Origin of the sequence: Pseudomonas sp. JBR1, from assembly GCF_028198185.1 — a bacterium.
Taxonomy (GTDB): Bacteria; Pseudomonadota; Gammaproteobacteria; order Pseudomonadales; family Pseudomonadaceae; genus Chryseomonas; species Chryseomonas oryzihabitans_E.
In genome coordinates this window covers 3,509,342-3,535,065 of record NZ_CP116340.1, presented here as the reverse complement: position 1 = coordinate 3,535,065, position 25,724 = coordinate 3,509,342, and the positions used below count along the sequence as shown (strand labels likewise).

Below are 25,724 nucleotides of genomic sequence, written 5' to 3'. Positions count from 1 at the left end.
AAGGCGCCCGCTACGCTGGCGCCTTCGCCCACCGCGCCCTTCTCGCATGAGCTACCGCTACGTCATCTTCGACTTCGACGGCACCCTGGCGGACAGCCTGCCCTTTCTGCTGAGCTGCCTCGGCGAGCTGGCGCGGACCCATGGCTTTCGCCAGCCGGCGCCGGAGGAGTGGCCGCAGCTGCGCGCCGCCTCCCTGACCGGCCTGCTCGACAGCCTGGGCATCCCGCTGTGGCGCGTACCGCGGATCGCCCGTCACTATCGCCGCCTGCTGGCCCAGCGGGGCGACCAGGTCGCTCCTTTCGCCGAGATCCCCCAGGCGCTCGACCGGTTGCAGACCAGCGGACTGCAGCTGGGGCTGGCGACCTCCAATTCCGCCGCCGCGGTCCACCAGGTACTGCCCCAGGCCGGACATCTGTTCCCCGATGGCGAATTCGATATTCCCCTGCTGGGCAAGGCGCGGCGCCTGGCGCGCCTGATCCGCCGGCAGGGCGTCGCGCCGGCCGATGCGCTCTATGTGGGCGACGAGCTACGCGATCTCCAGGCCGCGCGCCGCGCGGGTCTGGGCTGTGCTGCGGTGGCCTGGGGCTATGGTTGCCCGACCACCCTACGAGCGCAGCGCCCCGATCTCTTTTTCGAACAGCCAGCCGAGCTGCTCCGGCTGACGTCCTCTCCCTGCTGAAGGAATGCCCATGAAGTCTCTGTTGCTGGTCGCTGGTCTCTGTCTGAGCGGTGTGCTGCACGCCGCCGAACTGCAGGTGCGAGTGGAGACGGTCGATGCCTCGGGGGGCCAGCTGCTGCTGGCGGTGTTCGCCAGCGAAGACGCCTGGAAGGAACACAAGACACCCGTGGCCCAGGCCCATATCGCCGCCCAGCCAGGTGTCCAGGAACAGCGCTTCGAGCTGCCACCCGGGCGCTATGCCGTATCGGTCATCCACGACAGCAACAGCAACAGCACGCTGGATACCAATTTCATCGGCATGCCCACCGAACAATACGGCTACAGCAACAATCCGCCGCTACGCATGCGCATGGCCACCTTCGAGGAATGTGCCTTCATCCTGCCAGCGGCTGGCCTGCAGCAACAGGTGACGCTGCGCTAGCGAGTGGCTTCATGCACAGGCTTCCAAACAGAAAATCAACAGACTTACCCACAGGTCATTTAGCGGCGACGGCTAAGCTACGCGCTGAACAAGAGTGGATAACTCTCTGGGCCTACGCAAGAAATCCCTTGACTTGAGAATATCCCAGGAAACTGGTTATTATTTGATCAATTCTCTACAAGCCGCGTCAGTCATGGCCTTCAGGACAGAACGAACAACCTATCCACAGGCCTATGCAGCCCTATTGTGGGTTGTGGAAAACCCCCGAAAATGAATTGATCATTTTTTGTACGATCCTCTGCAAGCCTTGCCAACCCTGGCCTACAGGGTAGGTCCCACATCTTTTCCACAGGCACGCACACAGTAGATGTGGGAAACCGGGCAATGGCGGCGTCACTCCGCTCTTCATCCGAGCCGTTCCACATTGGCTATTTTTTGATCGATTTTGGCCTGGCTTCCGTCCCTTGAGTTGCTGACAACTTGCCCAAGGCTTATCCACAGCCTTTACCTGTCAGGCAATGACGGCAAAGGACGCTTTCGTACGCGGGCTGACTGATCTGACCACCGCGTACCGAATTCGATCAACAAGGCAAACCCTGCTGCAGGCCTTCTGGCACGGGCCTTTGCGTCTAGAGCGAACAGACTGCCCACAGAGTTATGCACAGGCCCAGGGTCGTTCAAGCACAAAAAAAGACCGCCTAAGCGGTCTTTTTGAAGCGCAGGTGCATGCTCAACGCGCAGTGCGCACGCTATCCGACAGCTGCTTGCAGAGCCCGAGCACGCCATCGATGGCGGCACCGGAGGATTCGGCCTTGGCGATCTGGTCGACGAAAGCCGAGCCCACCACGACGCCATCGGCAATCCGAGCGATCACCCGGGCCTGTTCCGGGGTGCGGATACCAAAGCCGACCGCCAGGGGCAGGTCGGTAAAGCGGCGCAGACGTGCCACGGCAGCCTCGACATGCTCCGTGGTAGCCGAACCGGCCCCGGTCACGCCGGCGACGGAAACGTAATAGACGAAACCGGAACTGGTATTGAGCACTCGCGGCAGGCGGGCGTCATCGGTGGTCGGCGTGGTCAGGCGAATGAAGTCGATATCGGCGGCCTGGGCGGGCAGGGCCAGCTCGGCGTCATGCTCGGGGGGCAGATCGACCACGATCAGGCCATCCACGCCAGCCTCGGCGGCTTCAGCCAGAAAGCGCTCCACGCCATAGCGGTGAATGGGGTTGTAGTAGCCCATCAGCACCAGTGGCGTCTCCCGCTCTTCGCGGCGGAAGTCACGCACCATCTCCAAGGTCTTGGCCAGGTTCTGGCCACCCTGCAGGGCACGCAGGGCAGCAGCCTGGATGGCCGGACCGTCGGCCATGGGATCGGTGAAGGGCATGCCCAGCTCGATGACGTCGGCACCGGCCGCCGGCAGCCCCTTGAGGATCGCCAGGGCGGTGTCATAGTCCGGGTCGCCTGCGGTGGTGTAGGTGACCAGGGCCGCGCGGCCCTCGGCCTTCAGCGCGGCGAAGCGGGTTTCCAGGCGGCTCATAGCTTGTCTCCCAGGTGGCTCATCACGGTCTGCATGTCCTTGTCGCCGCGGCCCGAAAGGCAGATCACCATGAGGTGGTCCTTGGGCAGGTGCGGAGCGCGCTTGTAGGCCTCGGCCAGGGCGTGAGCCGTTTCCAGCGCCGGGATGATGCCTTCCAGGCGGCAGGTCTGGTGGAAGGCCTTGAGTGCCTCGTCATCGTTGATCGGCACGTATTCCACGCGCTTCACGTCGTGCAGGTGGGCGTGCTCCGGGCCGATGCCGGGATAGTCCAGGCCAGCGGAAATGGAGTGGGCGTCGATGATCTGGCCATCGTCGTCCTGCAGCAGGAAGGTGCGGTTGCCGTGCAGTACCCCGGGCACCCCGCCGTTGAGGCTGGAGGCATGCTTGTTGGTGTCCACGCCGTGCCCGCCGGCCTCGACGCCGACGATGGCGACGTCGGTGTCATCGAGAAATTCGTGGAACAGGCCCATGGCATTGGAGCCGCCGCCGACGCAGGCGATCAGGCTGTCGGGCAGGCGTCCTTCCTTCTCCAGGATCTGCGCGCGGGTCTCGCGACCGATCACCGCCTGGAAATCGCGGACCATGGCCGGATAGGGGTGCGGACCGGCCACGGTGCCGATCAGGTAGAAGGTGTCGGCGACATTGGTCACCCAATCGCGCAGGGCCTCGTTCATGGCGTCCTTGAGGGTGCCGGTACCGGACGTGACCGGAATCACCTCGGCACCCAGCAGCTTCATGCGGAAGACGTTGGCCTGCTGGCGGTCGATGTCGGTGCTGCCCATGTAGATGACGCAGGGCAGGCCGAAGCGCGCGGCGACGGTAGCGGTAGCCACTCCGTGCATGCCGGCACCAGTCTCGGCGATGATGCGGGTCTTGCCCATGCGCTTGGCCAGCAGGATCTGGCCAATGCAGTTGTTGATCTTGTGCGCGCCGGTGTGGTTCAGCTCTTCGCGCTTGAGATAGATCTTGGCGCCGCCGAAGTGCTCGGTCAGGCGCTCGGCGAAGTACAGCGGATTGGGCCGACCGACGTAGTCGCGCTGGAAATAGGCCAGCTGCTCGAGAAACGCCGGATCTTCCATGGCGGTCTCGTATTCGCGCTGCAGATCGAGGATCAGCGGCATCAGGGTTTCGGCGACATAGCGGCCACCGAACTGGCCGAACATGCCTTGAGCGTCGGGGCCCTGGCGATAAGCGGTCTGGGTCATGGGATTCTCCTGCGAAGATGGATCTACCTTACCTGCTTGAGTGCTGGCGATAAATCGATAAGATCGCGATGACCTGTCAGGAAACCTCACAGATGAGCGATCCCCGCGACTTACCACCCCTGAATGCCCTGCGCGCCTTCGAGGCCACTGCCCGCCTGGGCGGAATGAGTCGTGCCGGTGACGAGCTGCATGTGACCCATGGTGCCGTGAGCCGGCAAATACGTGCGCTGGAGGAACAGCTGGGCGTGGCCTTGTTCCGTCGCGAGGGCCGCGGCCTGGCGCTGACCGAGGCCGGGCTGAGATTGCGCGAGGTGAGTGGCGACGTCTTCGAGCGGCTGCGCGAGGTCTGCGCCGAACTCAAGGCCGGCAATCGCCAGGGGCCCTTCGTGCTGGGTTGCCCCGGCAGTCTGGTGGCGCGCTGGTTCATTCCACGGCTGGATCGGCTCAATAGGGATCTGCCAGAATTGCATTTGCACCTGTCGACCCGTACCGACGACACCCCCCTCGCCGCCGCCGGCCTGGACGCCAGCCTGCTGTTCACCGAAAGCGCGCCACCACAGGACGTTATGCCCTACCACCTGGCGCCTGAGCGTATCGGTCCGGTACTGAGCCCCTACTGCCCGGCCTATCTGAGACTCAAGGAAGGCGACCTCTCGGCGCTGTTGGCGGAGCGGCTGTTGCACACCCTGTCGCGGCCCCAGGCCTGGCCACAGTGGTTCGCCACCCAGGGCCTGGAAACACCGGCACTGGAATACGGGCAGGGCTTCGAGCACCTCTATTACCTGCTGGAGGCGGCGTTGTCGGGACTGGGGGTAGCGATCGCGCCGGAACCACTGGTGGCGGCGGATCTCAAGGCGGGGCGACTGGTCGCGCCCTGGGGTTTCGCCGGGACCGGTGCGGAATTGGCGTTGTGGGCGCCTGGCCGGTTGGCGGATGAGCGGGTGGAACGGTTGGCGGCTTGGCTCAGACGGGAGCTGGCCGGGTCCTGAGGCCAAAGGCATCCCGGCCGGGATGCCTTTGGCAGGCGATCAGTTGTCGCCGCGCAGCAGCGCCCAGCCGACCAGGATGGTCACGCCGGCGGCAATGCCAACGGTGGCCCAGGGATGTTCGCGGGCGACACCACCAGCGGCCCGGCCATACTGGCGGGTCAGGCGGCGCACGTCATCATAGACCTCTTCCAGCGAATCACCCGAGTGATGCAGGGCTTCGCGAGCGGTGCTCTTGAAGGTGTTCAGACCGCTGCGGGATTCGCGAGCGGCATTCTTCTTCAACGATGCCAGCGAGTCGAGCAGGCTGTTGATTTCGTTCTCGATGCCGGCGATGGACGCTTGGTAATCGGTGTTACGGGCCATGACAACCTCCTGAGGTGGACGGATTCAGGAAATGTGACTACCGAGCCGTTGGAAAGTGCAGCATAAAGCCCTGGGCTGGCACCTGGGCAGTGAACTTATCAGGGCTTTTCGCGGCCTCAAATGACAGCGGCACCCTTCCCGGCGAGTCGACCGCGACACCGGTCAACCGGTAGCCGGCCACCGGCTGCAACGCCCGTCATTGCTGACCCAGGAGACTGTTCATGTCCGATCATCACACCTACAAGAAGCTGGAAATCGTTGGCTCCTCCACTACCAGCGTCGAGGACGCCATCAACAACGCCCTCGCCGAGACCTCCAAGTCGGTGAAGAACCTCGAGTGGTTCGAAGTGGGCGAGATCCGTGGCCATATCCAGGATGCCAAGGTAGCCCACTACCAGGTCACCCTGAAGATCGGCTTCCGTATCGAAGCGAGCTGAGCCGATACCCCTTTCCTCCCCGAGCAAAAGGACAGGCAAGATGCGTAAAGTCGTGATCACCCTCGGTTTGTTGGCCCTGAGCGGCGGTGCCTTCGCCGCTGGCACCTCGTGCGACACGGTCAAGGCCGATATCGATGCCAAGCTGCAGGCCAAGCAGGTGGCGCACTACAGTCTTGAGGTGGTGGACAAGGGCAGCGCCAGCGCTTCCGCCAAGGTGGTGGGCAGTTGCGAAGGTGGTAGCAAGGAAATCGTCTACCAACGTCGCTAAACCCTGGCTAAAAGGTGCCGCCATTAGGTGGCATCCTTGAGCACTTGGCAAAACGCCCGCGGCCAATTCACCGCGGGCGTTTCATTTTCAGAGTTCCGCCGCGGGTCCGAAGAACTCGTGGCGAATCTGCTGCTCCGGTACGCCCAGTTCCAGCAGGTCACGGCGTACCTGGGCCATGAACGGCTGTGGACCAAGTATATAGGCGTCCAGGTCGCGGGCCTTGGGCAGCCAGCGCTGCAGGCGCGTCTTGTCCAGTCGCGAAGCGAAGGCTTCCTCGGCTACCGGCTCGCTGTAGCAGAAGTACAGCTGCAGTTGCGGATGATGGGCGGCCTGCTCTTCGAGCCAGTGACCGAAGGCCTGCACCCCGACATGGCGGGTACAGTGAATCAGCTGGATTGGTCGCCCGCTCGGTAGGGCCGCCGACACCATGGGCAGCAGTGGCGTGATGCCGACGCCCCCGGCGATCAGCAGCAAGGGCTTGGTCGACGCCTGCAGAACGAACTCGCCAGCAGGCGCAAAGACCTGCAACACGGTGCCTTCATGGGCCTCGGTGTGCAGGAAGCGCGAGACCAGGCCACCCGGCTGATGCTTGACGCTGATGCGATAGCCCTGACCCTCACTGGTCGCCGAGATCGAATAGTTGCGCCGGTACTCGACGCCGTCCAGGGTGACGCTCAGGCCCAGATACTGGCCGGGCTGGGCGATGCTGGTCGGCAGGCCGTCGACCGGTTCCAGGTAGAAGGAGCTGATCTCTTCGCTTTCCGGCTCGATCCGCGCGATGCGGAACGGGCGTCCGCCGCGCCAGCCTCCAGGCGCGTCGGCCTGGGCCGCATAGCGCTGCTCTTCGGCGCCGATCAGCAGATTGGCCAACTGGCCATAGGCTGCGGCCCAGGCGTCGATCACCGCATCGGTGGCCACCTCGGTGCCCAGCACCTCGCGAATGCTCTGCAGCAGGGCGATGCCCACCAGCGGATAGTGATCCGGCTGGACCTGCAGGGAGACGTGCTTGTTGACGATCTGCTCGACCAGCGGTCCCAGGGTATCCAGGCGATCGATGTAGCGGGCGTACATCAGCACTGCCCGGGCCAATGCCCGCGCCTGGGCACCGCTGGCCTGGTGGGCGCCGTTGAACAGCGGACGGATCTCGGGGTTGTTATTCAGCAATTTGTCGTAGAAGTGCCGGGTCAGGGCTTCACCGCCGGTTTCCAGCAGAGGAACTGTGGCCTTGATGATGGCTTGTTGCTCGGATGACAGCATGGCAGGGCTCTCCAAAACAGGACTGCCCTGGCCGTATCACGAGTCGTGCCAGCTAAAAATCTGCGCTAGATCAGGCCTTTGCCCTGTCGAGTGGTCATAATGACCAGGTCCCCATGACTCGCCGAGGTCAAATTGACTCGTCCCACCCTGCTCGATGTGATGGTGCCGCTGGTGGCGGATCTGGCCCGCGATCTGCCCGATCAGCAGCGCTATGCCAGCCTGCTCGATGCCCTGCGCCAGGTGCTGACTTTCGATGCGGTGGCCTTGCTGCGCCTGGACGGCGAGGTGCTGGTGCCCCTGGCGGTGCGTGGCCTGAATGCCGATACCCTGGGACGCCGCTTCAAGGTCGGCGAGCATCCCCGCCTGGCGCTACTGCTGGCGAGCCGCACCCCAACCCGCTTCGCCGCCGACTGCGACCTGCCCGATCCCTACGACGGCCTGGTGGAAGGCGTGCACGGGCACCTGGAGGTTCATGACTGCCTGGGCTGTCCACTCTATGTGCAGGACCAGCTCTGGGGACTGCTGACCCTGGATTCGCTGCGGGCGCAGAATGCCCGCCCCGAGGATCTCACTACCCTCGCCGCCTTCGCCGGCCTGGCCGCCGCCACCGTGGCCGCCGCCGAGCGCATCGGCCAGTTGTCCGCCCGCATCGTTAGCGAACACGAGTTGACCGTGGCCTACCAGCAATCGGTGGGGCATCAGCGGCCCCGCGAACTCATCGGCCAGAGTCCGGCCAGCCTGCGGCTGCGCCAGGAGATCGAGACCGTGGCGGCCAGCGACCTGACGGTGCTCATCACCGGCGAAACCGGGGTCGGCAAGGAACTGGTGGCCGAGGCGGTGCATGCGCGCTCCCTGCGCCAGCAGCGGCCGCTGATCAGCCTCAACTGCGCGGCCCTGCCCGAGGCGCTGGTGGAAAGCGAACTCTTCGGCCATGTGCGCGGCGCCTTTTCCGGCGCGGTCAGCGAGCGCCGCGGGCGTTTCGAACTGGCCGACGGCGGTACCCTGTTTCTCGACGAGGTCGGCGAATTGCCCCTGACGGTGCAGGCCAAGCTGCTACGGGTGCTGCAGAGCGGCCAGCTGCAGCGCCTGGGCTCGGATCGCGATCTCAAGGTGGACGTACGCATCATCGCCGCCACCAATCGCGACCTGGCCGAAGCCGTGCGTGACGGGCGCTTTCGTGCTGATCTCTATCACCGCCTGAGCGTCTACCCCCTGGCGGTACCCGCCTTGCGCGAGCGCGGGCGCGACGTCCTGCTGCTGGCGGGCTTCTACCTGGAACAGAATCGCGCGCGACTGGGGCTGCGCGGCCTGCGCCTGACCCCCGCGGCGCAGCGCATCCTGCTGGCCTACGATTGGCCCGGTAATGTGCGCGAGCTCTCCCACCTCATCAGTCGCGCGGCGCTCAAGGCCCATGCCGGCAGCGCGGAGCGTGGCGGCATCCTGACCCTGGACGGCGAGCAACTCGGCCTGCCGCTGGATGCCGCGCCCCTGCCCAGTGACGATCCCGTGGTCCCCGCCACCTCTCTGCGCGACGCCACCGACGCCTTCCAGCGCCAGACCATCACCCTGACCCTGGAGCAGCATGGCCAGAACTGGACCCTGGCCGCCGCCGCCCTGGGGCTGGACCGCGCCAACCTCGCCCGCCTGGCGCGCCGGCTGGGTCTCAGGTAGCCCTCAGAGGGCTTTCTGCACCGCTGGCAGGCCGGGCTGGCCGTCGCGGGTGGTGACCCCCTGCAGCCAGGGCTCCAGCACCTGGGGATGGGCCTTGAGCCAGGCCTTGGCGGCGGTGTCATAGCTGCCGCCCTTGTCCCGTGCGGCGCTCATGATGGCGTTTTCCATGTCCAGGGTGAATTTCATGTTGGTCAGCAGTCGGGCCGGATTGGGGCACTGCTCGGCGTAGCCCTTGCGTGTCAGGGTGTTCACCGTACCGGCGGTACCAAAGTACTTGTCACCCCCGGTCAGGTACTTGATCGGGTAGTCGACGTTCATGGGGTGCGGGGTCCAGCCAAGGAAGACCACCCACTTGTCACGCTTCACCGCGCGCCCTACCTGGGACAGCATGGCCTGCTCGCTGGACTCCACCAGCTGCCAGCTGCCCAGGCCGAATTCGTTGTCCTGGATGATCTTCTGCAACGACTGGTTGGCCGGCGCACCGGCCCCGATGCCGTAGATCTTCTTGCCGAACTTGTCGGCATGCTTGGCCAGATCGTCGAAGCTCTTCACCCCGCCCTCCCAGACATAGGTGGGCACCGCCAGGGTGAATTCGGTACCGACCAGGTTCTGCGCCAGCTCGGTCACCTGGCCGGTCTTCACGAACTGGTCATAGTGCGCCTGCTGTGCCGGCATCCAGTTGCCGAGGAAGGCGTCCACCTGCCCATTGCGCATGCCGCCGTAGATGATCGGCACCGCCAGGGTATCGACCTTGCTGGTGTAGCCCAGCGCCGTCAGCACCGCCCCGGTGAGGGCATTGGTGGCGGCGATGTCACTCCAGCCCGGATCGGCCAGGCGAACCGTTCCGCAGGCCTGATCCTCGGCCTGGGCCGACAGGCTGACCAGGGCCAGCGTGAACGTAGCGATGATTCCGTGTTTCATGGCCGTTCTCCATAGCGGTTCAGGGTTGAGGGTAGCGCGCGCGACGCTCCAGGTCGTCGAGATCGATGTGATTGCGCATGTATTGCTGGCTGGCATCGACGAAGGGCTGGTGATCCCAGCTGGTCCGCTCGCCCTGCTCCAGGGCCGCCGCGACGAAGCGCCGCCGCCGCTGGCTGGCCAGTACCTCGCCGTGCAGGCGCGCCAGATCCCAGCGCTGGCGAACCTCGTCCTGGAAGCTGGCGAGCAGCTCGGCGTAATCGGCGCTGGCGGCCAGGTTCTCGCGCTCCAGCGGATCGTTCTGCAGATCGAACAGCAGCGGCGGGTCCAGTTCGCAGTGGATGTACTTGTAGGGGCCGCGGCGGATCATCAGCAGCGGGCTGACGGTGCCCTCGGCCAGGTATTCGCCGATGACCTCGTCATGCCCTTCCCGTCCTTCGAGGTGCGGCAGCAGCGAGCGCCCGTCCAGCGGCAGCTCGGCCGGCAACTGGCCGCCGGCCAGCTCGACGAAGGTCGGCAGCAGATCCATCGTCGAGACCGACGCCTGCACCCGCGCCGGGGCGAAACGTCCGGGCGCATGGATCAGCAGCGGTACCCGCGCAGCCATCTCGAACCAGTGCATCTTGTACCAGAGCCCGCGCTCGCCGAGCATGTCGCCGTGATCGCCGGAGAAGACGATCACCGTATCGTCGGCGAGACCGCACTCCTCCAGGGTCTTGAGCAGATGGCCGACCTGGGCGTCGACATAACTGCAGGCACCGTAGTAGGCCTGGCGGGCATCGCGGATCTTGGCCTCGGGCAACGGCTTGTCCCAGAGATCGATCACCTTGAGCAGGCGCTGGCTGTGGGGGTCCTGCTCGGCCTGGGGAATGGCGCTGTCCGGCAGGGGGATGTCGACGTCGTTGTACAGGTCCCAGTATTCCCGCGGAATGGTGTAGGGATCGTGGGGGTGGGTCAGGGACACGGTCAGGCAGAACGGCTTGTCGTCGCCACGGCGCACGTGATCGTAGAGATACTGGCGCGCCTTGAAGACCACCTCCTCGTCGAAATCCAGCTGGTTGGTGCGCACGCAGGGCCCGGCCTGCAGCACCGAGGACATGTTGTGGTACCAGCTCGGGCGCACGTCCGCTTCGTCCCAGTTCACCGCCCAGCCATAGTCGGCGGGATAGATGTCGCTGGTCAGGCGCTCTTCGTAGCCATGCAGTTGATCCGGTCCGCAGAAGTGCATCTTGCCCGAGAGCGCCGTGCGATAGCCGAGGCGGCGCAGGTGGTGGGCATAGGTGGGGATGTCGGCGGCGAAATCGGCGGCGTTGTCGTAGCCGCCGATCTTCGACGGCAGCTGGCCGCTCACCAGGGTGAAGCGCGAGGGGGCGCACAGCGGGCTGTTGCAGTAGGCGGAATCGAACACCACGGCGCGCTCGGCCAGGCGTTGCAGATTTGGCAGCTTGATCGGCGAGGCGGCGTCGTACAGCGGCAGGACGGGTGCCGCCATCTGGTCGGCCATGAGAAAGAGGATGTTCATCGGCTTGGACAAGATCGCCTCCGCTTCGGATCAGGGTTGCTTATGGGTGGTCCATCATCCGATGCCAGGAAAATCACGTGAAGGGCATAGGAGATGATGTTTCGGATAAGCTGGGCTTATGTCTGATCATCGCGAGGATTTCACCTTGGACGCCACCACGCCTGCCGACCGCCCTGCCCTGGCGCTGGACAGCCTGCGCACCTTCGAGGTGGTGGCGCGCCGCCTGAGCTTTACCGCGGCGGCCAGCGAACTGGGTACCACCCAGCCGGCGATCAGCCAGCAGATCAAGCGTCTGGAAGCCCAGTTGCAGGTCCGGCTATTCGACCGGGTCCATCGTGGCATCCTGCTCACCGAGGCCGGGCGGGTGCTGCAGGAATATGTGGAAGCCGGACTCGCCACCCTGGACGAAGGGGTACGCCTAGTCACCGCCCGGCCTGCCCATGAAGTCCTGCAGGTGGCTACCGACTTCGCCTTCGCCGCCTATTGGCTGTTGCCCCGCCTGCCGCGCTTTCATGCCCGCCACCCGGAGCTGGACGTCAGCCTGGTCACCAGTGATCGAGTCCCCCTGCCCGGCCCCGAGATCGACATCACCCTGGGCTTCGGCGATGGCCGCTTCAAGCATGGCGAGGCCTGGCCGCTGTTTCGCGAGGAAGTCTTTCCGGTGTGCAGTCCGCGGCTGCTGCAGGGGCGGCAGCCACCTCTACCCGCGGCGGAACTGGGGCGCTGGCCGCTGCTGCACCTCAAGGCGGCGCCCAACAGCCGCTGGTACGACTGGAAGACCCTGCTGCCAGCGCTGGAGCTGGCCGCCCTGCCCCCGGCACCCGCCGGTGCGGTGCTGAGCTTCGACAACTACACCCTGGTGATCCAGGCCGCCATCGCCGGCCAGGGCCTGGCGATCGGCTGGCGTCATCTGGTGGACGACTTGCTGCAGCAGGAGTTGCTCTGTCGTCCCTTCAGCGGGATCGCCACGTCGCGCTATGGCTATTACGCCATCCTGCCCGAGCGCAAGCGGCGCCAGCGACTGGTACAGCGCTTTCTGGACTGGCTGCTGGAAGAGCTGGAGGCGCCGCGCGAGTCACTGGCCGGTGCGCGGCTGGCGACCTGACCGCAGCACTCAGCGCTCGTAGACTTCCAGCGGCAGATCGTCCGGGTCGGCGAAGAAGGTGAATCTCTTGCCGGTCAGCTCGTCGGTGCGGATCGGCTCGGTGACCACGCCATGGCCCTGCAGGTGGGCGACGGTGGCGTCCAGATCGGCCACGGCGAAGGCCAGGTGGCGCAGGCCCTGGGCCTCCGGGCGCGAGGGTCGCGGCGGAGCATCGGGAAAGGAAAACAGCTCCAGCTGGGCATGCTCGCCCACCGCCAGATCCAGCTTCCAGGAGCGCCGGGCTTCACGATAGGTCTCGGCAATCACCGGCAGGCCGAGGATCTCAGTGTAGAAGTGCCGGGAGCGTTCATAGTCGGCGCAGATCAGCGCCACGTGGTGCAGACGGTCGAAAGGGGTCATAAGAAGCTGTTCACGATCTCGCGAGCTAGAGCCAAACAAGGCGAAAATTCCTGAGAAAGCGCAGTTTACGGACGGTAAATGTGCATTGCGACCGGGCTGGCGATCCAGGGCGTCTTTAACGCAGGTTGGCCGACGCGCAGCAGATCGTGAACAGCTTCTCAGGGTACCGCGACGAATTTGAGGTCGGACGGGGCACCGACGTCCAGGCTCTGCAGTTCATCGCCGAGCTTGCCGCTGTCGGGATCGCGGGCGAAGACCTTGAGCTGGTTGGATTTCTGGTTGGCCACCAGCAGGTACCGCCCGGACGGATCGATGGCAAATTCCCGCGGCGACAGGCCATTGACCGAATGGCGCTCGACAAAGGTCAGGGTGCCGTCGGGATTGACCGCGAACACCGCAAGCTGGTTGTCCGTGCCACGGCTGGCGACGTAGAGGAAGCGTCCGTCGCCGGACAGGTGCAAGGCCCCAGCGTCACGCTCGCCAACGAATTCCTGGGGCGTCAGGCTGTAGCTCTGCAGCTGGCGCAGCATGCCATCCTGGTGAGCGAAGGCCATGACCTGTCCGGCCAGCTCCAGGGTCAGATAGGCATAGCGGCCATCAGCGCTGAACACCAGATGACGCGGGCCGCTGCCTTCCGGCACCGGGACGAAGGGCGTCTCGGCGGCCACCAGCGGCCGCTCCGGCTGCTGCGGTAGATAGCGATAGACGAACACCTTATCGGCGCCCAGATCCGGGGCGAAGACGAAGCGGCCATCCGGGGTAGTCACGGCGGCATGCACATGGCTGGACTGCTGGCGCAGGTGCTGTTCGCTGGGCTGGTGGAATTCGATCTGCGCCACCGGGCTGAGCACGCCACCGTCCTGGATCGGCAGCACCGCCAGGGAGCCTTCCGGCAGGCTGGAGTAGTTGGCCACGAACAGGTACTTGCCATCGTTGCTCAGACTGGAATGGGTCGGCTCGTCGCCCAGGCTCTTGACCTGGCTGATCTGCTGCAACCGGCCATTGCCCGGCTCGAAACGATAGGAGGTAACCCGGCCGATGGTATCGCCGTTCGAGCCCCGGCCATTCTCGTTGACCGCGAACAGGGTCCGGCCATCACGCGACAGGGTGAGGAAGGATGGATTGGAGGCCTTGACGATGCGCAGCGGGCCGTCGATCTGGCCGTTGCGGCTGTTGAAGCGATAGACATACAGGCCCTGGCTGCTGCCCCCGGTGTAGCTGCCGACCAGCAGATTGAACAGACCAGGTTCGGCGCGCGCAGTAGCGCCATGCCCCACGAGCAGGGCGAACAGGGCCAGCGGCAGCAGACGGGGCAGAGCTCTCATGGGAAATCCTTGGCGAGCGATTGGCGTTGAGACCGATGGAAGGCGGCCCGGTTTCCCTGGCGCTCGAAAGCGAAGGACGGCCGCGCGGCGGCTATTCTACTGAAATCCGGGCTGGCACTGTGCCAGAGGGAGGGCTCCAGATATCGATTGCCGCCGCCCGCGTGACGGCTACAACCGCGGCGGTCAGCCAGAGACGGCGTGCCAGAGCCTCTGGTGGTCGTTGACCGGGCCAGGCCGTCGCATCTCGTCCGCGACGAAAATCTCACCGGCCCGGTGCAGGTCCTAGTCGAGCACACCCTGCAGGATGGCATAGACGATTCCGCTCCCCACGGCGATCAGCACCATGTCGGTCCCCAGGCGCCGCCATTCGTAACCGGGGTAGTCCGGCAACTGCCGCACGATGCCCGGCGGCAGCGGCCGGCCATAACCGGGAGGCAGTGGTCGACCACGTTCCAGTCGCAGCCCCGGTGGCAACTCACCGCCACGGCCGATCTGGCCCCGCAACGCCTGGATGCGCTCGCGTGCCGGTCCCAGGTCGGCGGGGCCGCCCGCCGCAGGGCCGGCACCTGGCCGACCGCGCCCGTGCTCTTCAGGTCCCGGTCCCTTGCCGTGGGGACCACCGCGGTCCTGCCACTCGGGTCCGTGCGGACCCTGGCCCTTGGGACCACCAGGCCCCGGATCCAGGGGAGCGGCCAGCGCCAGGTTACCGACCAGACAGAGCGCGGCGGCAGAGAGGAGGGTACGCATGGAGGTCTTCCTCAGGAGTAACGACGGTGGTCAGCTATCCAGTGGACGTTGAGCGCCAGATGAGACTCTTGGGTCACTCCCAGACTTTCACCCCTGTGGATAAATCGGGGATAAAATCGGTATAACTCAGGAAGAAATGCCGAAGACCACCGGATGACTAGATAAAAGTTCTTTTCTATCAATAAGTTAAAAAGATGATCGGCTGGCTATCGAATCCAGTTTTTGTGGATAAAGCTTGAGACCCCCCCCCCCGGACTGCCAACTGTTTTGGTACTGCTCGCAGCCACCCTGAGCAGCTCGTTTTACCCAGCTTAAACAAAAAACCGCGCCTGGTTGATCACCACGCGCGGTTTCCTGGGTAGCGCTTTGCCCTAGTCCGGCTTCTTCAGCTTGGGATTGGGAAAGAACTGCACCGCCTGCACCTTGGGGTCTGGCTTCTTGGGCTTGAGCGCACTGATATTGACCCGCGTTGGTAATTCCTTGGGGACCGAATTGCCACGCTCATCGAGGGTGTCGCTGTAACCGCAGGAGACGCACTCACGGTGGGGCGTGCCGTTCTGGGTCCACATCTTCAGGGTGTCCTGCGCCTGGCACGCGGGGCACACGGCCCCCGCGATGAACCTCTTGCGGATCGGCTCGCTCACGCCGCCTCCTCGCTCAGCCCGGAATGGCGGAGCAGGGCGTCGATGCTGGGTTCGCGACCGCGGAAGTCGACGAACAACACCATGGGAGCCTGGGAGCCGCCGCGGGCCAGGATGGCCTCGCGGAAAGCCCGTCCGGTCTCGGGGTTGAAGACGCCTTCTTCCTCGAACTTGGCGAAGGCATCGGCGGACAGCACCTCGGCCCACTTGTAGCTGTAGTAACCCGCTGCATAGCCACCGGCGAAGATGTGGGCGAAGCTGTTGGGGAAGCGGTTGTAGGCCGGCGGACGCACCACGGAGATCTCGTCGCGGATGCCTTCCAGCACCTCGCGCACGCTGCGACCGTCGCCATGGCTGGCGTGCAGCTCGAAGTCGAACAGCGAGAATTCCAGCTGGCGCAGCATCATCAAACCGGACTGGAAGTTCTTCGCCGCCAGCATCTTGTCCAGCAGCTCCTGGGGCAAGGGCTCGCCGGTCTCATAGTGACCGGAGATCAGCGCCAGGCCCTCGGGCTCCCAGCACCAGTTCTCCATGAACTGGCTGGGCAGCTCCACCGCATCCCAGGCCACGCCGTTGATGCCGGAGACGCTGGCATGCTCGACGCGGGTCAGCAGGTGGTGCAGGCCATGGCCGAATTCGTGGAAGAGGGTGGTCACCTCGTCATGGGTGAGCAGCGCCGGCTTGCCGGGGCTGGCCGGGGTGAAGTTGCACACCAGGTAGGCCACCGGATCGATCAGGCGGCCCTGGGCATCACGGCGCTTGTCGCGGGCGCCGTCCATCCAGGCACCGCCGCGCTTGTTGGCACGGGCGTAGAGGTCGAAATAGAAGCGGCCGATGGAGTTGCCGTTCTCCTTGATCTCGAACAGACGCACGTCCGGGTGCCACTTCTCGAAGTCGCGCAGCTCGGCGATCTCGATGCCATAGAGCTTCTGCACCGTGGCGAACAGGCCGGAGAGTACCTTGTCCACCGGGAACCAGGCACGGACCTCTTCCTGGGACAACGAATAGCGTTGCTGGCGCAGCTTCTCGGCGAAGTAGCCGGTATCCCAGCTCTGCAGATCCTCTACGCCCTGTTCGGCGGCGAAGGCGCGCAGTTCTTCCAGATCACGCTGGGCGAAGGGCTTGGAGCGCACCGCCAGGTCACGCAGGAAACCCAGCACCTGATCGCTGCTTTCGGCCATCTTGGTCGCCAGCGACAGCTCGGCGTAGTTGGCGTAGCCCAGCAGGCGGGCCAGCTCCTGGCGCAGGTCCAGCAGTTCTTCCATCACCGGGCCGTTGTCGAACTGGCCGGCATTGGGGCCCTGTTCGGAGGCGCGGGTGGCGTAGGCGGCATAGACTTCCTCGCGCAGGGCACGGTCGTCGGCGTAGGTCATCACCGCGTAGTAGCTGGGGAATTCCAGGGTCACCAGCCAGCCGTCCAGCTCCTTGGCCTGGGCAGCGGCCTGCAGCTGCGCCCTGGCCGACTCGGGCAGGCCCGCCAGGGTCGCTTCGTCGGTGACGTGCTTGGTCCAGGCCTGGGTGGCATCGAGCAGCTGGTTGGAGAACTTGCTGCCCAGCTCGGACTTGCGTGCCTGGATGGCGGCATAGCGCTGCTGCTCGGCCGGCGGCAGGTCGATGCCGGACAGACGGAAGTCGCGCAGGGCGTGCTCCAGGGTGGTCTTCTGGCCGGCATCGAAGCCCTTGGCTTCTTCGCTCTCGGCGAGGCGGCTGTAGGCCTGGAAGAGGTCCTTGTTCTGGCCGATCTCGGTGGAATAGGCCGACAGCTTGGGCAGACAGGCCTCGTAGGCGGCGCGCAGTTCGGCGCTGTTGCACACGGCGTTGAGGTGGCCGATGGGGCTCCAGGCCTGGCCCAGACGATCGTTCAGCTCGTCCATTGCCAGCACCAGGCCGGACCAGGTGGGCTGCTCCTTCTGGGTCTCCAGCAGCTTGACCAGGGCGGCGCGATTCTCGGCCAGGATGGTGTCGATGGCCGGCTCGACATGCTCGGGCTTGATGGCGGAAAAGGGCGGCAGGTCGTAGGACTGAAGCAGCGGATTGCTGGCGCTCACGGCGTTCCCCTCGGGGCGATGGCTTTGACAGTTATATATGGAGCCCATCCTAATAGGTCTCAAGACCCTTCCGACGAGAAAAGGTATCTATCGTGACCATAAGGACCTTCCAGGGTAAGACTCCGCAATTGGACGAAGGCGCCTTCGTCGATGCCACCGCGGTGGTGATCGGCGACGTGACCCTTGGTGCAGACAGCTCGGTGTGGCCGCTGACGGTGATCCGCGGCGACATGCACCGCATTCGGATCGGCGCTCGCACCAGCATCCAGGATGGCAGCGTCCTGCACATTACCCACGCCGGCCCCTTCAATCCGGACGGCTATCCCTTGCTGATCGGCGCCGACGTCACCGTGGGCCACCAGGTGACCCTGCACGGCTGCACGATTGGCGACCGGGTACTGGTGGGCATGGGCAGTATCATCATGGACGGTGCGGTGGTGGAGGACGAGGTGGTGATCGGTGCCGGCAGCCTGGTCCCGCCGGGCAAGCGCCTGGAGGGTGGCCACCTCTACGTCGGCCGTCCGGTCAAGCAGATCCGCCCGCTGGAAGAGAAGGAACGCGCCTTCTTCACCTACAGCGCCGGCAACTACGTGAAGCTCAAGGACCAGCACTTGGCTGAAGGCTACGGGGAGGAGGGGGCCTAGCAGGCCCGGTCCTGTTGGGCTTCGGCGATGGAGCCGCCTCAACCCAACCTACAACTGATCACGGTCATGGCGGTCCGTCGATGCGGCCGCTCCTACAGGCTCCAACACAATTGTAGGAGCGGCCCACGGCCGCGATGGTCGCTCACGGCCGTAGGTTGGGTCGAGCGCAGCGAAGCCCAACGCTCAGCTACGTTCGCAGCGGACAGGCTTCCCCCAGCCTTGCCTGGAGCACCCCACGCAACGCCTGCAATTCATCGATGCGCGCCTCGATGACCCTGAGCTTGTCGCGCAGCAGCTCCTGCAGATAGGCATCCGGATCAGCGGCGCGCTCGACGTCCTCCAGGTTGGCGGCGATCTCCTGCAGGCTGAAGCCCAACCGCTGGGCGGTGCGGATATAGCCCAGCCATTCAACGGCTTCGGGCGGATAGTCGCGGTAGCCATTGGCCCGGCGCCTGGCCTTGAGCAGTCCCTGGCGCTCGTAGAATCTCAGGGTATCGCGGGTCAGGCCGGTCGCCTGGGCGAGGGTGCCGATACGCATCCGTTCTCCTTGACCCTGGACCTAGCTCCAGGGTCGACACTGGATTTCCTCTCGTTCAAGGAAGTCCGTCCATGTGGAAGCTTGCGCCCTATCTGCGGCTGGTCCGTGCCAGCGCCCTCTATGATCTGCTGGTCACCGCGCCTTTTGCCACCCCCTGGAGTCTCGCCTGGCTGCTGCGGCAGCTCGACGCCCTGGGGCAATGGCTGGGATTCGCCCCCCCTGGCGACCTTCAGCCCGGAAGCCCTGCTGCTAGGCAACCTGCTTGGCTCCGTGGTGTGCGTCTGGGCGGCGCTGCGGCTGGCCAGCCCCTCGGTGACGCTGGGGCACTACGACGCCGTGGCCAGGGGCCTATTCGCCCTCTGGCAGGCCTGGGCGCTGTACCAAGGTGCCAGTCCCCTGTTGGCAATGTTCCTGGTGATCGAAATCGGCTTCGGCATCGCCCAGGCGTGGCCGGTGTCTCTGGCCTCGCGCAGGCGCCAGCCCCAGCTGGCGGGCTGACCGCGGCCCGTTGGGCTTCGGCGATGGAGCCGCCTCAACCCAACCTACAATGGAGTTCCCGTAGGTTGGCGCTGAGCGCAGCGAAGCCCAACAGCATCCCGAAACTAACCCAGTTGTCGCCGCAACTCCGCCAGCACCGGCGCACCGTCGGGGCGCACGCCGCGCCAGAGTTCGAAAGCCTCGGCGGCCTGTTCCACCAGCATGCCCAGGCCATCCAGGGTGTGGAAGGCGCCTTCATCCTGCGCCCAGCGATTGAAGGCGGTCAGGTCTTTGCCGTACATCATGTCGTAGGTCACCGTCTGGGGGCCGATCACCGCTTCCGAGAGCGGTGGGCGACCGCCGCCGAGGCTGGCGGAGGTGCCGTTGATGATGACGTCGAAGGGCTCTCTCAGGGTGGAGAAGGCGGCCACCTCGATGGCCCCCAGCTCGGCGAATTCCCGCGCCAGTTGCACCGCCTTGAGCTCGGTGCGATTGGCCAGCACCAGTTGCCCGGGATTGCAGGCCAGCAGCGGCTCCAGCACGCCGCGTACCGCGCCTCCGGCGCCCAGTACCAGGATGCGCTGCCCAGCCAGCTGCAGACCGGCGTTGACCGTGAGGTCCCGCACCAGGCCAGCGCCATCGGTGTTGTCGCCTAGCAGGCGACCGTCAGGCTGGCGCTTGAGGGTGTTGACCGCCCCGGCGCGCCGGGCGCGCGGGGTGAGGTCGTCGCACAGCTGGTAGGCCTCTTCCTTGAAGGGCACCGTGACATTGGCGCCCAGGCCACTCTGGAAGAAGCTGCGTACGCTTTCGGCGAAGCCGTCCAGCGGCGCCAGTAGCGTGCCGTAGTGCAGGCGCTCGCCGGTCTGGTCGGCGAACAGGCTGTGGATCAGCGGCGACTTGCTGTGGGCGATGGGGTTGCCGAAGACGGCGTAGCGATCCATGGGTCTATCCTGCAGGCGTCGGGGCGAGCGCGAGCCAGTCGCGGTCGGTGAGAAAGAAGTCGGTCAGGCGCGCCTCGGGCGAGCCGGGCACGGGTTTCCAGTCATAGCCCCAGCGCACCTCGGGCGGCAGTGACATGAGGATGGACTCGGTACGGCCGCCAGACTGCAGGCCGAACAGGGTGCCGCGGTCGTAGACCAGGTTGAATTCCACGTAGCGCCCACGGCGATAGGCCTGGAATTCACGCTCGGCCTCGCGGTACGGCTGGTCACGGCGGCGCTGGACGATGGGCAGGTAGGCGTCGACGAAGGCATCGCCGATGGCGCGCTGGAAGGCGAAGCAGGTCTCGAAATCCCAGTCGTTCAGGTCATCGAAGAACAGGCCGCCGATGCCGCGTGGTTCGCCGCGGTGCTTGAGGTGGAAATAGCGGTCGCACCAGGCCTTGTAGCGCGGATAGACGTCGGCGCCAAAGGGCGCGCAGGCATCAAAGCAGACCTGGTGCCAATGCACGCAATCGGCCTCGTTGCCGTAGTAGGGGGTGAGGTCGAGACCGCCACCGAACCACCAGACCGGCGCCTCGCCGGGCTTTTCCGCCAGAAAGAAGCGCACATTGGCATGGGCGGTGGGGATATGCGGATTGCGCGGATGCATGACCAGGGACACGCCCATGGCCTCGAAGCTGCGTCCGGCCAGTTCCGGCCGATGGGCGCTGGCGGAGGGCGGCAGGCTATCGCCATGCACGTGGGAGAAGTTCACGCCGCCCTTTTCCAGCAGGGCGCCCTCGGCGATCACCCGGGTGCGGCCACCGCCACCGGTCGGCCGGGTCCAGGCGTCTTCGACAAACCGGGCGGTACCGTCCTCGGCTTCCAGTGTGGCGCAGATACGCTCCTGCAGATCGAGCAGATAGGCCTTGACGGCCTCCAGGGAGGGATTCATCGCAAGGATTTCCACAACAGGCGGGGAGGGCAGAGCATAACACCCGTATCCGACCGGTTGACGTGGCCCGCGGTTGCGGCTTGGATGAAGGCTCACGTCCATAAGGAACCGACAGCATGGTCCAGCGCATCCAGTTCAGCCGCACCGGTGGTCCCGAAGTACTCGAACTCGTGGATTTCGAACCCGCCGCTCCCGGCCCCGACGAGGTACGGGTGCGTAACCACGCCATCGGCCTCAACTTCATCGAGACCTACTACCGTAGCGGTCTCTATCCGCTGCCATCGCTGCCCTCGGGCCTGGGCACCGAGGGTGCTGGGGTGGTGGAGGCGGTGGGCAGCGCGGTCACCCGCTTCAAGGCCGGCGACCGCGTCGCCTACGCCACCGGTCCGCTGGGCGCCTATGCCGAAGTCCATGTGCTGCCCGAGCGGCACCTGGTGCACCTGCCGGAAGCGGTGTCCTTCGAGCAGGGCGCCGCGGTCATGCTCAAGGGGCTGACCGTACAGTACCTCCTGCGCCAGACCTATCCGCTGCAGGCCGGTGACACCGTGCTGTTCCATGCCGCGGCAGGTGGCGTCGGCTCCCTGGCCTGCCAATGGGCCAAGGCCCTGGGCGTGCGGCTGATCGGCACCGCCGGTTCGCCGGAAAAGCTGGAGAAGGCCAAGGCCCTGGGGGCCTGGGCGGTGATCGACTATCGCCAGGAAGACGTCCCGGCGCGGGTTCGTGAATTGACCAACGGGGCCAAGGTGCCGGTGGTCTACGATGGCGTCGGCAAGGACACCTGGGAGATGTCGCTGGACTGCCTGGCGCCGCGCGGCCTGATGGTCAGCTTCGGCAATGCCTCCGGTGCGGTCACCGGGGTCAACCTGGGGATCCTCTCGCAGAAGGGTTCGCTCTATGTGACCCGTCCGACCCTCGCCACCTACGCCGCCTCGCCCGAGACCTTGCAGGACATGGCCGACCAGCTGTTCGAGCTGATCACCGACGGCCGCATCCAGGTGGACATCGGCCGGCGCTATCCACTGGCCGAGGTACAGGAGGCGCACCGCGTCCTGTCGGGCCGGGAGACCAGCGGCTCGACCATCCTGTTGCCCTGAGACGAGACGCCCACGCGCCTGGCTGGGTAAATCGTGACGGCCATTAAGTTTCCCGCAGCCGGCCGGCACGACAGGGGTAAACGCCGGTCTATCTCGGACAGTCGAGCCAGTACGGACTCGGCGTCCTTTTCAGAATCGGCCGGATCGCTGCCCCCTGTCATGCCTATCTCCAGCCCACTCGCCAGCCTGCTCGACACCGCCACGGACACGGCCCTGATCACCCTGACCGCCGAAGGGCGGATCGGCCAGTGGTGCCCGGTCGTCGCCCGGCTGCTGGGCTGGAGCGCGCAGGACAAGGTCGGCGAGTCCATCGTCGGCCTGCTGCTGCCGGAGCCGCCCGCCGATCAGTGGCTGGACGCGCTCGAACGCTGCCAGACCCAGGGTCTGCGCCACCGCGACGGTCACCTGGTGCGACTTGACCTGCACCTGATGCCCCTGCGCCGGGCGGATGTCGCGGTAGGCTGGCTGCTGCACGTCTGGCAGGCGCCGGCGACGCGTACCCGCTTCGCCGCCCGACGCAGCGCCGAGCGGGATCTAGCGCAGCGCCTGCAGGCGCTTGGCGAATGGTCGCGAAGACTCAGCGGCACGACGGATCTCGCCGCCTTGCGGCTGTGCGCCACCCAGGCCCTGCGTGACCTCGCCAATGATCCCCAGGCGCGGATGCTGTCCGTGGCCGAGGCGGGCAGTCAGCTACCGGGGCAGCTGCTCGTTCCCTTCGGTCCTGCCACCCAGCCCTTGGGCTACCTGCAGCTGGGCAATACCGTCGATGCGGACACGCGCCTGTTGCTGGACCAGCTGGCCCTGCTGCTCGGCGCCCTGCTGGCGCGCCAGCAGATCCAGGATCAGGCCCGGCACCTGGAACGGCGGCTATCGCTGGAACAGGGGTTGCTGGCCAGCGTGCTGCAACAGGCGCCCCTGGGCATCTCCATCACCGAAGCCGGCAGCGAAGAAGCGGTGATGCTCAATGATCGCGTCGATACCCTCCTGGGCAAACGCCCGGCCGGGGAGACGCTGGACGAACGCTATGGCGCCATCGGTGCCCTGCATGCCAATGGCCAACCCTACGCAGTGGACGACTATCCCACCGTGCGGGTCTTGCGCAGCGGCCAGGCGGTGGCGCCCGAATTGATGCGCTATCGCCGGCCCGACGGCAGCATCCGGCTGCTGGAGGTATCCAGTGCGCCGGTTCGCTCGGCCACAGGCGAGGTGATCGCCTCGGTCACCCTGTTCGACGACGTCCAGCAGCGGGTCGACGCCGAGAACGCCCTGCGCGAGCACAGCGCACGCCTGGCCAGCCTGATCAACCAGGCGGCGGTCGGCATCTGCCAGACCGACGCTCGCGGCCGTATCCTGCTCGCCAATCGCCGCTATTGCGAGCTGCTCGATCGCAACGAGGTCGGGGTGCTGCAACAGACCCTGCAGGCCCAGACCCACCCCGAGGACCGGGCGCTCTTGGAGCGCAGTCTCGAAACGCTGCGTGAACGCGGCGACAGCTTCAAGCTGGATCAGCGCTTCCTGCGCCCGGACGGTTCGGTGGTCTGGGTCAGCCTGCATGGCTCGCCGCTGCAGTCGGAAGTGGGCCAGGAACTCTCGGTGAGCCTGGTGGTGGTGGACCTGACCCAGCGCAAGCAGGCCGAAGCCGCGCTGCACCTGTCCAACCAGCGCTTTCGCAACGCCGTCGAGGCGGTACAAGGGGTGGTCTGGACCAGCAACGCCCAGGGTCATCTGCTTGGCGAACAGCTCGCCTGGAGCACCCTGACCGGACAGAGTTATGCCCAGTATCAGCAGGAAGGCTGGGCCGATGCCCTGCATCCCGAGGATGCCCCCCGCACCCTGCGCCGCTGGCGCCTGGCCGTGCAGCAGCAGGTGGACTTCCATGACGAACACCGGTTGCGCTGCCGCGACGGCCAGTGGCGCACCTTCAGCGTGCGGGCCCTGCCGGTGCGAGAGAACGGTGTGGTCTGCGAATGGGTCGGCGTCCATACCGACGTCAGCGAGATCCGCATGGCCGAACATCGGCTGCGGCGGCTGGCCGAACTACTCGAACAGCGCGTCCACGAACGTACCGTCGAACGCGACCGCATGTGGCGGGTGGCCGACGACCTGCTCGGAGTGATCCAGGGTCAGCGCTGGCTGAGTCGCAATCCGGCCTGGAGCCGCACCCTCGGCTGGGACGACGAGGAACTGCGCCATCAGCCGCCCACGTCTCTGGAGCATCCCGACGATCCACCGGTATTCCCGCGCCTGGCCGCCCTGCGCCAAGGCGAGGTGCTGAGCGATCTGCCTGGACGGCTGCGCACCCGCGAGGGCAACTGGCGCTACATGATGTGGAAGGCCACCGCCGATCACGATGGACGCATCTATGTCTTCGGCCGCGACATCACCGTCGAGCACGACGCCGCCCTGGCGCTGCAGAACGCCGAAGCGGCGCTGCGCCAGGCGCAGAAGATGGAGGCCATCGGTCATCTCACCGGCGGCATCGCCCATGATTTCAACAATCTACTCACCGGCATCAGCGGCTCGCTGGAATTGCTGCGCCGCCGCCTGGACCAGGGCCGCCACGACAATCTGCAGCGCTATCTGGATACCGCCGAGCAGTCCGCTACCCGTGCCGCGGCCCTGACCCATCGACTGCTGGCCTTCGCCCGCCGGCAGACCCTGGACCCGCGGCCGGTGGCGGTGAACGACCTGATCCTGTCCCTGGAAGAACTCTTCCAGCGCACCCTGGGCGAGCGCATCACCCTGCGCACCAGTCTCGCGCCGCAGTTGCCGTCGGCCCGCACCGACACCAACCAGCTGGAAAACGCCCTGCTGAACCTGGTGATCAACGCCCGCGATGCCATGCCCGAGGGGGGTCGCCTGACCCTGGAAACCGCCCTCGATCACCTCACTGACCTCGCCGCCGAGCACGATCTGCCGCCAGGCGACTACGTACGCCTGACCATCGCCGACACCGGCAGCGGCATGCCCGCCGAGGTGGTGGATCGCGCCTTCGACCCCTTTTTCACCACCAAGCCCATCGGCCAGGGCACCGGTCTGGGCCTGTCGATGCTCTATGGTTTCATCAAGCAGTCGGGCGGCCATGTCACCCTGGACAGTGCGCCCGGCAACGGTACCCGCGTCAGCCTCTGGCTGCCCTGCGCCCCTTCCGAGACCCAGGCGCAGCATCAGGTGCCCCAGGCGGCTGTCGCCCAGAGCCGCGGTGAACGTCTGCTGCTGGTGGAAGACGATGTCTCGGTGCGGCTGCTGTTGCGCGAGATGCTCACCGAACTGGGCTATCGCGTGCGTACCGCGGCCAGCGCCTCGGCGGCGCTCACCCTGGTGGACGGCGACCTGCCCTGCGACCTGCTGATCACGGATCTCGGCCTGCCGGATCTCGACGGCGCCGACCTGGCAGAGCGCCTGCGCGAACGCTGGCCGGGATTGCCGGTGCTGTTCGTCAGCGGCCACGCCGAGCGCTCGACGCCGAATGGCGAGCCGTCGTTGGCCAAGCCGTTCCAGATCGAAGCCCTGGCCCGGCAGCTGCGCCAGTTGCTGGACTGACGTTCAGCTGTGCGAAAGGTG

25 protein-coding genes are annotated in these 25,724 nt (G+C 65.9%); 11 read left to right on the top strand and 14 right to left on the bottom strand.

From position 1 onward, the window contains the following. Positions 1-46 precede the first annotated feature (46 nt). On the top strand, positions 47-679 hold the full coding sequence (locus tag PJ259_RS16355) for an HAD hydrolase-like protein (RefSeq protein ID WP_271653502.1): 633 nt from the start codon (positions 47-49) through the stop codon (positions 677-679). A gap of 10 nt (positions 680-689) precedes the next feature. Then, positions 690-1,100 (top strand): DUF2141 domain-containing protein, encoded by a 411-nt coding sequence (locus tag PJ259_RS16350; protein ID WP_271653501.1) that lies wholly within the window; start codon positions 690-692, stop codon positions 1,098-1,100. A 730-nt stretch (positions 1,101-1,830) separates the two neighbouring features. Here the strand turns inward: PJ259_RS16350 and trpA are convergent. Next, positions 1,831-2,637, bottom strand: coding sequence for a tryptophan synthase subunit alpha (gene trpA / locus PJ259_RS16345; RefSeq protein ID WP_271653500.1), 807 nt, complete (start codon positions 2,635-2,637; stop codon positions 1,831-1,833). Continuing rightward, complete coding sequence (gene trpB, locus PJ259_RS16340) at positions 2,634-3,842, bottom strand: tryptophan synthase subunit beta (protein WP_059313036.1); 1,209 nt, start codon at positions 3,840-3,842, stop codon at positions 2,634-2,636. The genes trpA and trpB overlap by 4 nt, the downstream gene beginning before the upstream one ends. Positions 3,843-3,934: 92 nt before the next feature. Between trpB and PJ259_RS16335 the strand changes: the two genes are divergently transcribed. Then, complete coding sequence (locus tag PJ259_RS16335; protein ID WP_271653499.1) at positions 3,935-4,831, top strand: LysR family transcriptional regulator; 897 nt, start codon at positions 3,935-3,937, stop codon at positions 4,829-4,831. Between the two features lie 39 nt (positions 4,832-4,870). Here the strand turns inward: PJ259_RS16335 and PJ259_RS16330 are convergent, their stop codons facing one another. After that, positions 4,871-5,194 (bottom strand): DUF883 family protein, encoded by a 324-nt coding sequence (locus PJ259_RS16330; RefSeq protein WP_059313034.1) that lies wholly within the window; start codon positions 5,192-5,194, stop codon positions 4,871-4,873. A gap of 221 nt (positions 5,195-5,415) precedes the next feature. On the opposite strand from PJ259_RS16330, the gene PJ259_RS16325 reads away from it, so the two are divergent. Both PJ259_RS16325 and PJ259_RS16320 read left to right on the top strand, forming a co-directional pair. Beyond that, positions 5,416-5,631: a dodecin gene (locus tag PJ259_RS16325; protein WP_017641514.1), complete on the top strand. Its 216-nt coding sequence runs from the start codon at positions 5,416-5,418 to the stop codon at positions 5,629-5,631. Between the two features lie 40 nt (positions 5,632-5,671). Further along, on the top strand, positions 5,672-5,899 hold the full coding sequence (locus PJ259_RS16320; RefSeq protein WP_059313033.1) for a DUF1161 domain-containing protein: 228 nt from the start codon (positions 5,672-5,674) through the stop codon (positions 5,897-5,899). Positions 5,900-5,986: 87 nt separating this feature from the next. Here the strand turns inward: PJ259_RS16320 and hmpA are convergent, their stop codons facing one another. After that, on the bottom strand, positions 5,987-7,156 hold the full coding sequence (gene hmpA / locus PJ259_RS16315; protein ID WP_271653498.1) for an NO-inducible flavohemoprotein: 1,170 nt from the start codon (positions 7,154-7,156) through the stop codon (positions 5,987-5,989). Positions 7,157-7,288: 132 nt separating this feature from the next. Here hmpA and norR point away from each other — a divergent pair, with 132 nt between their 5' ends. Next, entirely contained in the window at positions 7,289-8,827 is a 1,539-nt protein-coding gene (gene norR, locus PJ259_RS16310; protein ID WP_271653497.1) for a nitric oxide reductase transcriptional regulator NorR, read from the top strand. Between the two features lie 3 nt (positions 8,828-8,830). Here the strand turns inward: norR and PJ259_RS16305 are convergent, their stop codons facing one another. Then, positions 8,831-9,748, bottom strand: coding sequence for a choline ABC transporter substrate-binding protein (locus PJ259_RS16305; protein WP_059313030.1), 918 nt, complete (start codon positions 9,746-9,748; stop codon positions 8,831-8,833). A 19-nt stretch (positions 9,749-9,767) separates the two neighbouring features. Continuing rightward, the gene (gene betC, locus PJ259_RS16300; RefSeq protein ID WP_271655884.1) at positions 9,768-11,267 is read right to left on the bottom strand and encodes a choline-sulfatase; all 1,500 of its coding nucleotides are present in this window, start codon (positions 11,265-11,267) and stop codon (positions 9,768-9,770) included. 118 nt (positions 11,268-11,385) lie between these two features. Here betC and PJ259_RS16295 point away from each other — a divergent pair, with 118 nt between their 5' ends. Further along, on the top strand, positions 11,386-12,372 hold the full coding sequence (locus tag PJ259_RS16295; RefSeq protein WP_271653496.1) for a choline sulfate utilization transcriptional regulator: 987 nt from the start codon (positions 11,386-11,388) through the stop codon (positions 12,370-12,372). 9 nt (positions 12,373-12,381) lie between these two features. On the opposite strand, the gene gloA2 is transcribed toward PJ259_RS16295, so the two are convergent. From gloA2 to prlC, 5 genes are all read right to left on the bottom strand, one after another. After that, positions 12,382-12,771 (bottom strand): SMU1112c/YaeR family gloxylase I-like metalloprotein, encoded by a 390-nt coding sequence (gene gloA2, locus PJ259_RS16290; RefSeq protein WP_059313027.1) that lies wholly within the window; start codon positions 12,769-12,771, stop codon positions 12,382-12,384. 158 nt (positions 12,772-12,929) lie between these two features. Beyond that, positions 12,930-14,096: a lactonase family protein gene (locus PJ259_RS16285; protein ID WP_271653495.1), complete on the bottom strand. Its 1,167-nt coding sequence runs from the start codon at positions 14,094-14,096 to the stop codon at positions 12,930-12,932. A gap of 282 nt (positions 14,097-14,378) precedes the next feature. Then, the gene (locus PJ259_RS16280) at positions 14,379-14,843 is read right to left on the bottom strand and encodes an anti-virulence regulator CigR family protein (protein ID WP_271653494.1); all 465 of its coding nucleotides are present in this window, start codon (positions 14,841-14,843) and stop codon (positions 14,379-14,381) included. Positions 14,844-15,214: 371 nt separating this feature from the next. After that, the gene (locus tag PJ259_RS16275; RefSeq protein WP_271653493.1) at positions 15,215-15,487 is read right to left on the bottom strand and encodes a YheV family putative zinc ribbon protein; all 273 of its coding nucleotides are present in this window, start codon (positions 15,485-15,487) and stop codon (positions 15,215-15,217) included. Next, positions 15,484-17,580 (bottom strand): oligopeptidase A, encoded by a 2,097-nt coding sequence (gene prlC, locus PJ259_RS16270; RefSeq protein WP_271653492.1) that lies wholly within the window; start codon positions 17,578-17,580, stop codon positions 15,484-15,486. The genes PJ259_RS16275 and prlC overlap by 4 nt, the downstream gene beginning before the upstream one ends. A gap of 44 nt (positions 17,581-17,624) precedes the next feature. Between prlC and PJ259_RS16265 the strand changes: the two genes are divergently transcribed. Then, the gene (locus PJ259_RS16265) at positions 17,625-18,176 is read left to right on the top strand and encodes a gamma carbonic anhydrase family protein (RefSeq protein ID WP_271653491.1); all 552 of its coding nucleotides are present in this window, start codon (positions 17,625-17,627) and stop codon (positions 18,174-18,176) included. A gap of 187 nt (positions 18,177-18,363) precedes the next feature. Here PJ259_RS16265 and PJ259_RS16260 read toward each other — a convergent pair whose 3' ends face one another. Next, entirely contained in the window at positions 18,364-18,714 is a 351-nt protein-coding gene (locus PJ259_RS16260; protein WP_271653490.1) for a MerR family transcriptional regulator, read from the bottom strand. A gap of 144 nt (positions 18,715-18,858) precedes the next feature. Here PJ259_RS16260 and PJ259_RS16255 point away from each other — a divergent pair, with 144 nt between their 5' ends. Further along, positions 18,859-19,212, top strand: coding sequence for a hypothetical protein (locus tag PJ259_RS16255; protein WP_271653489.1), 354 nt, complete (start codon positions 18,859-18,861; stop codon positions 19,210-19,212). A 104-nt stretch (positions 19,213-19,316) separates the two neighbouring features. On the opposite strand, the gene aroE is transcribed toward PJ259_RS16255, so the two are convergent. Together aroE and hemF are read right to left on the bottom strand one after the other, a co-directional pair. Then, positions 19,317-20,132 carry a shikimate dehydrogenase gene (gene aroE / locus PJ259_RS16250; protein ID WP_271653488.1) on the bottom strand — a complete coding sequence of 272 codons (816 nt, stop codon included), beginning with the start codon at positions 20,130-20,132 and terminating at the stop codon, positions 19,317-19,319. Between the two features lie 4 nt (positions 20,133-20,136). Next, positions 20,137-21,066, bottom strand: a complete 930-nt coding sequence (hemF, locus tag PJ259_RS16245; RefSeq protein WP_271653487.1) for an oxygen-dependent coproporphyrinogen oxidase — start codon at positions 21,064-21,066, stop codon at positions 20,137-20,139. A gap of 116 nt (positions 21,067-21,182) precedes the next feature. Between hemF and PJ259_RS16240 the strand changes: the two genes are divergently transcribed. Beyond that, a complete protein-coding gene (locus tag PJ259_RS16240; protein WP_271653486.1) occupies positions 21,183-22,160 on the top strand; it encodes an NADPH:quinone reductase in 978 nt (325 codons plus the stop codon). Positions 22,161-22,319: 159 nt separating this feature from the next. Continuing rightward, on the top strand, positions 22,320-25,703 hold the full coding sequence (locus PJ259_RS16235; protein ID WP_271653485.1) for a PAS domain S-box protein: 3,384 nt from the start codon (positions 22,320-22,322) through the stop codon (positions 25,701-25,703). The last annotated feature ends 21 nt before the right edge of the window (positions 25,704-25,724 follow it).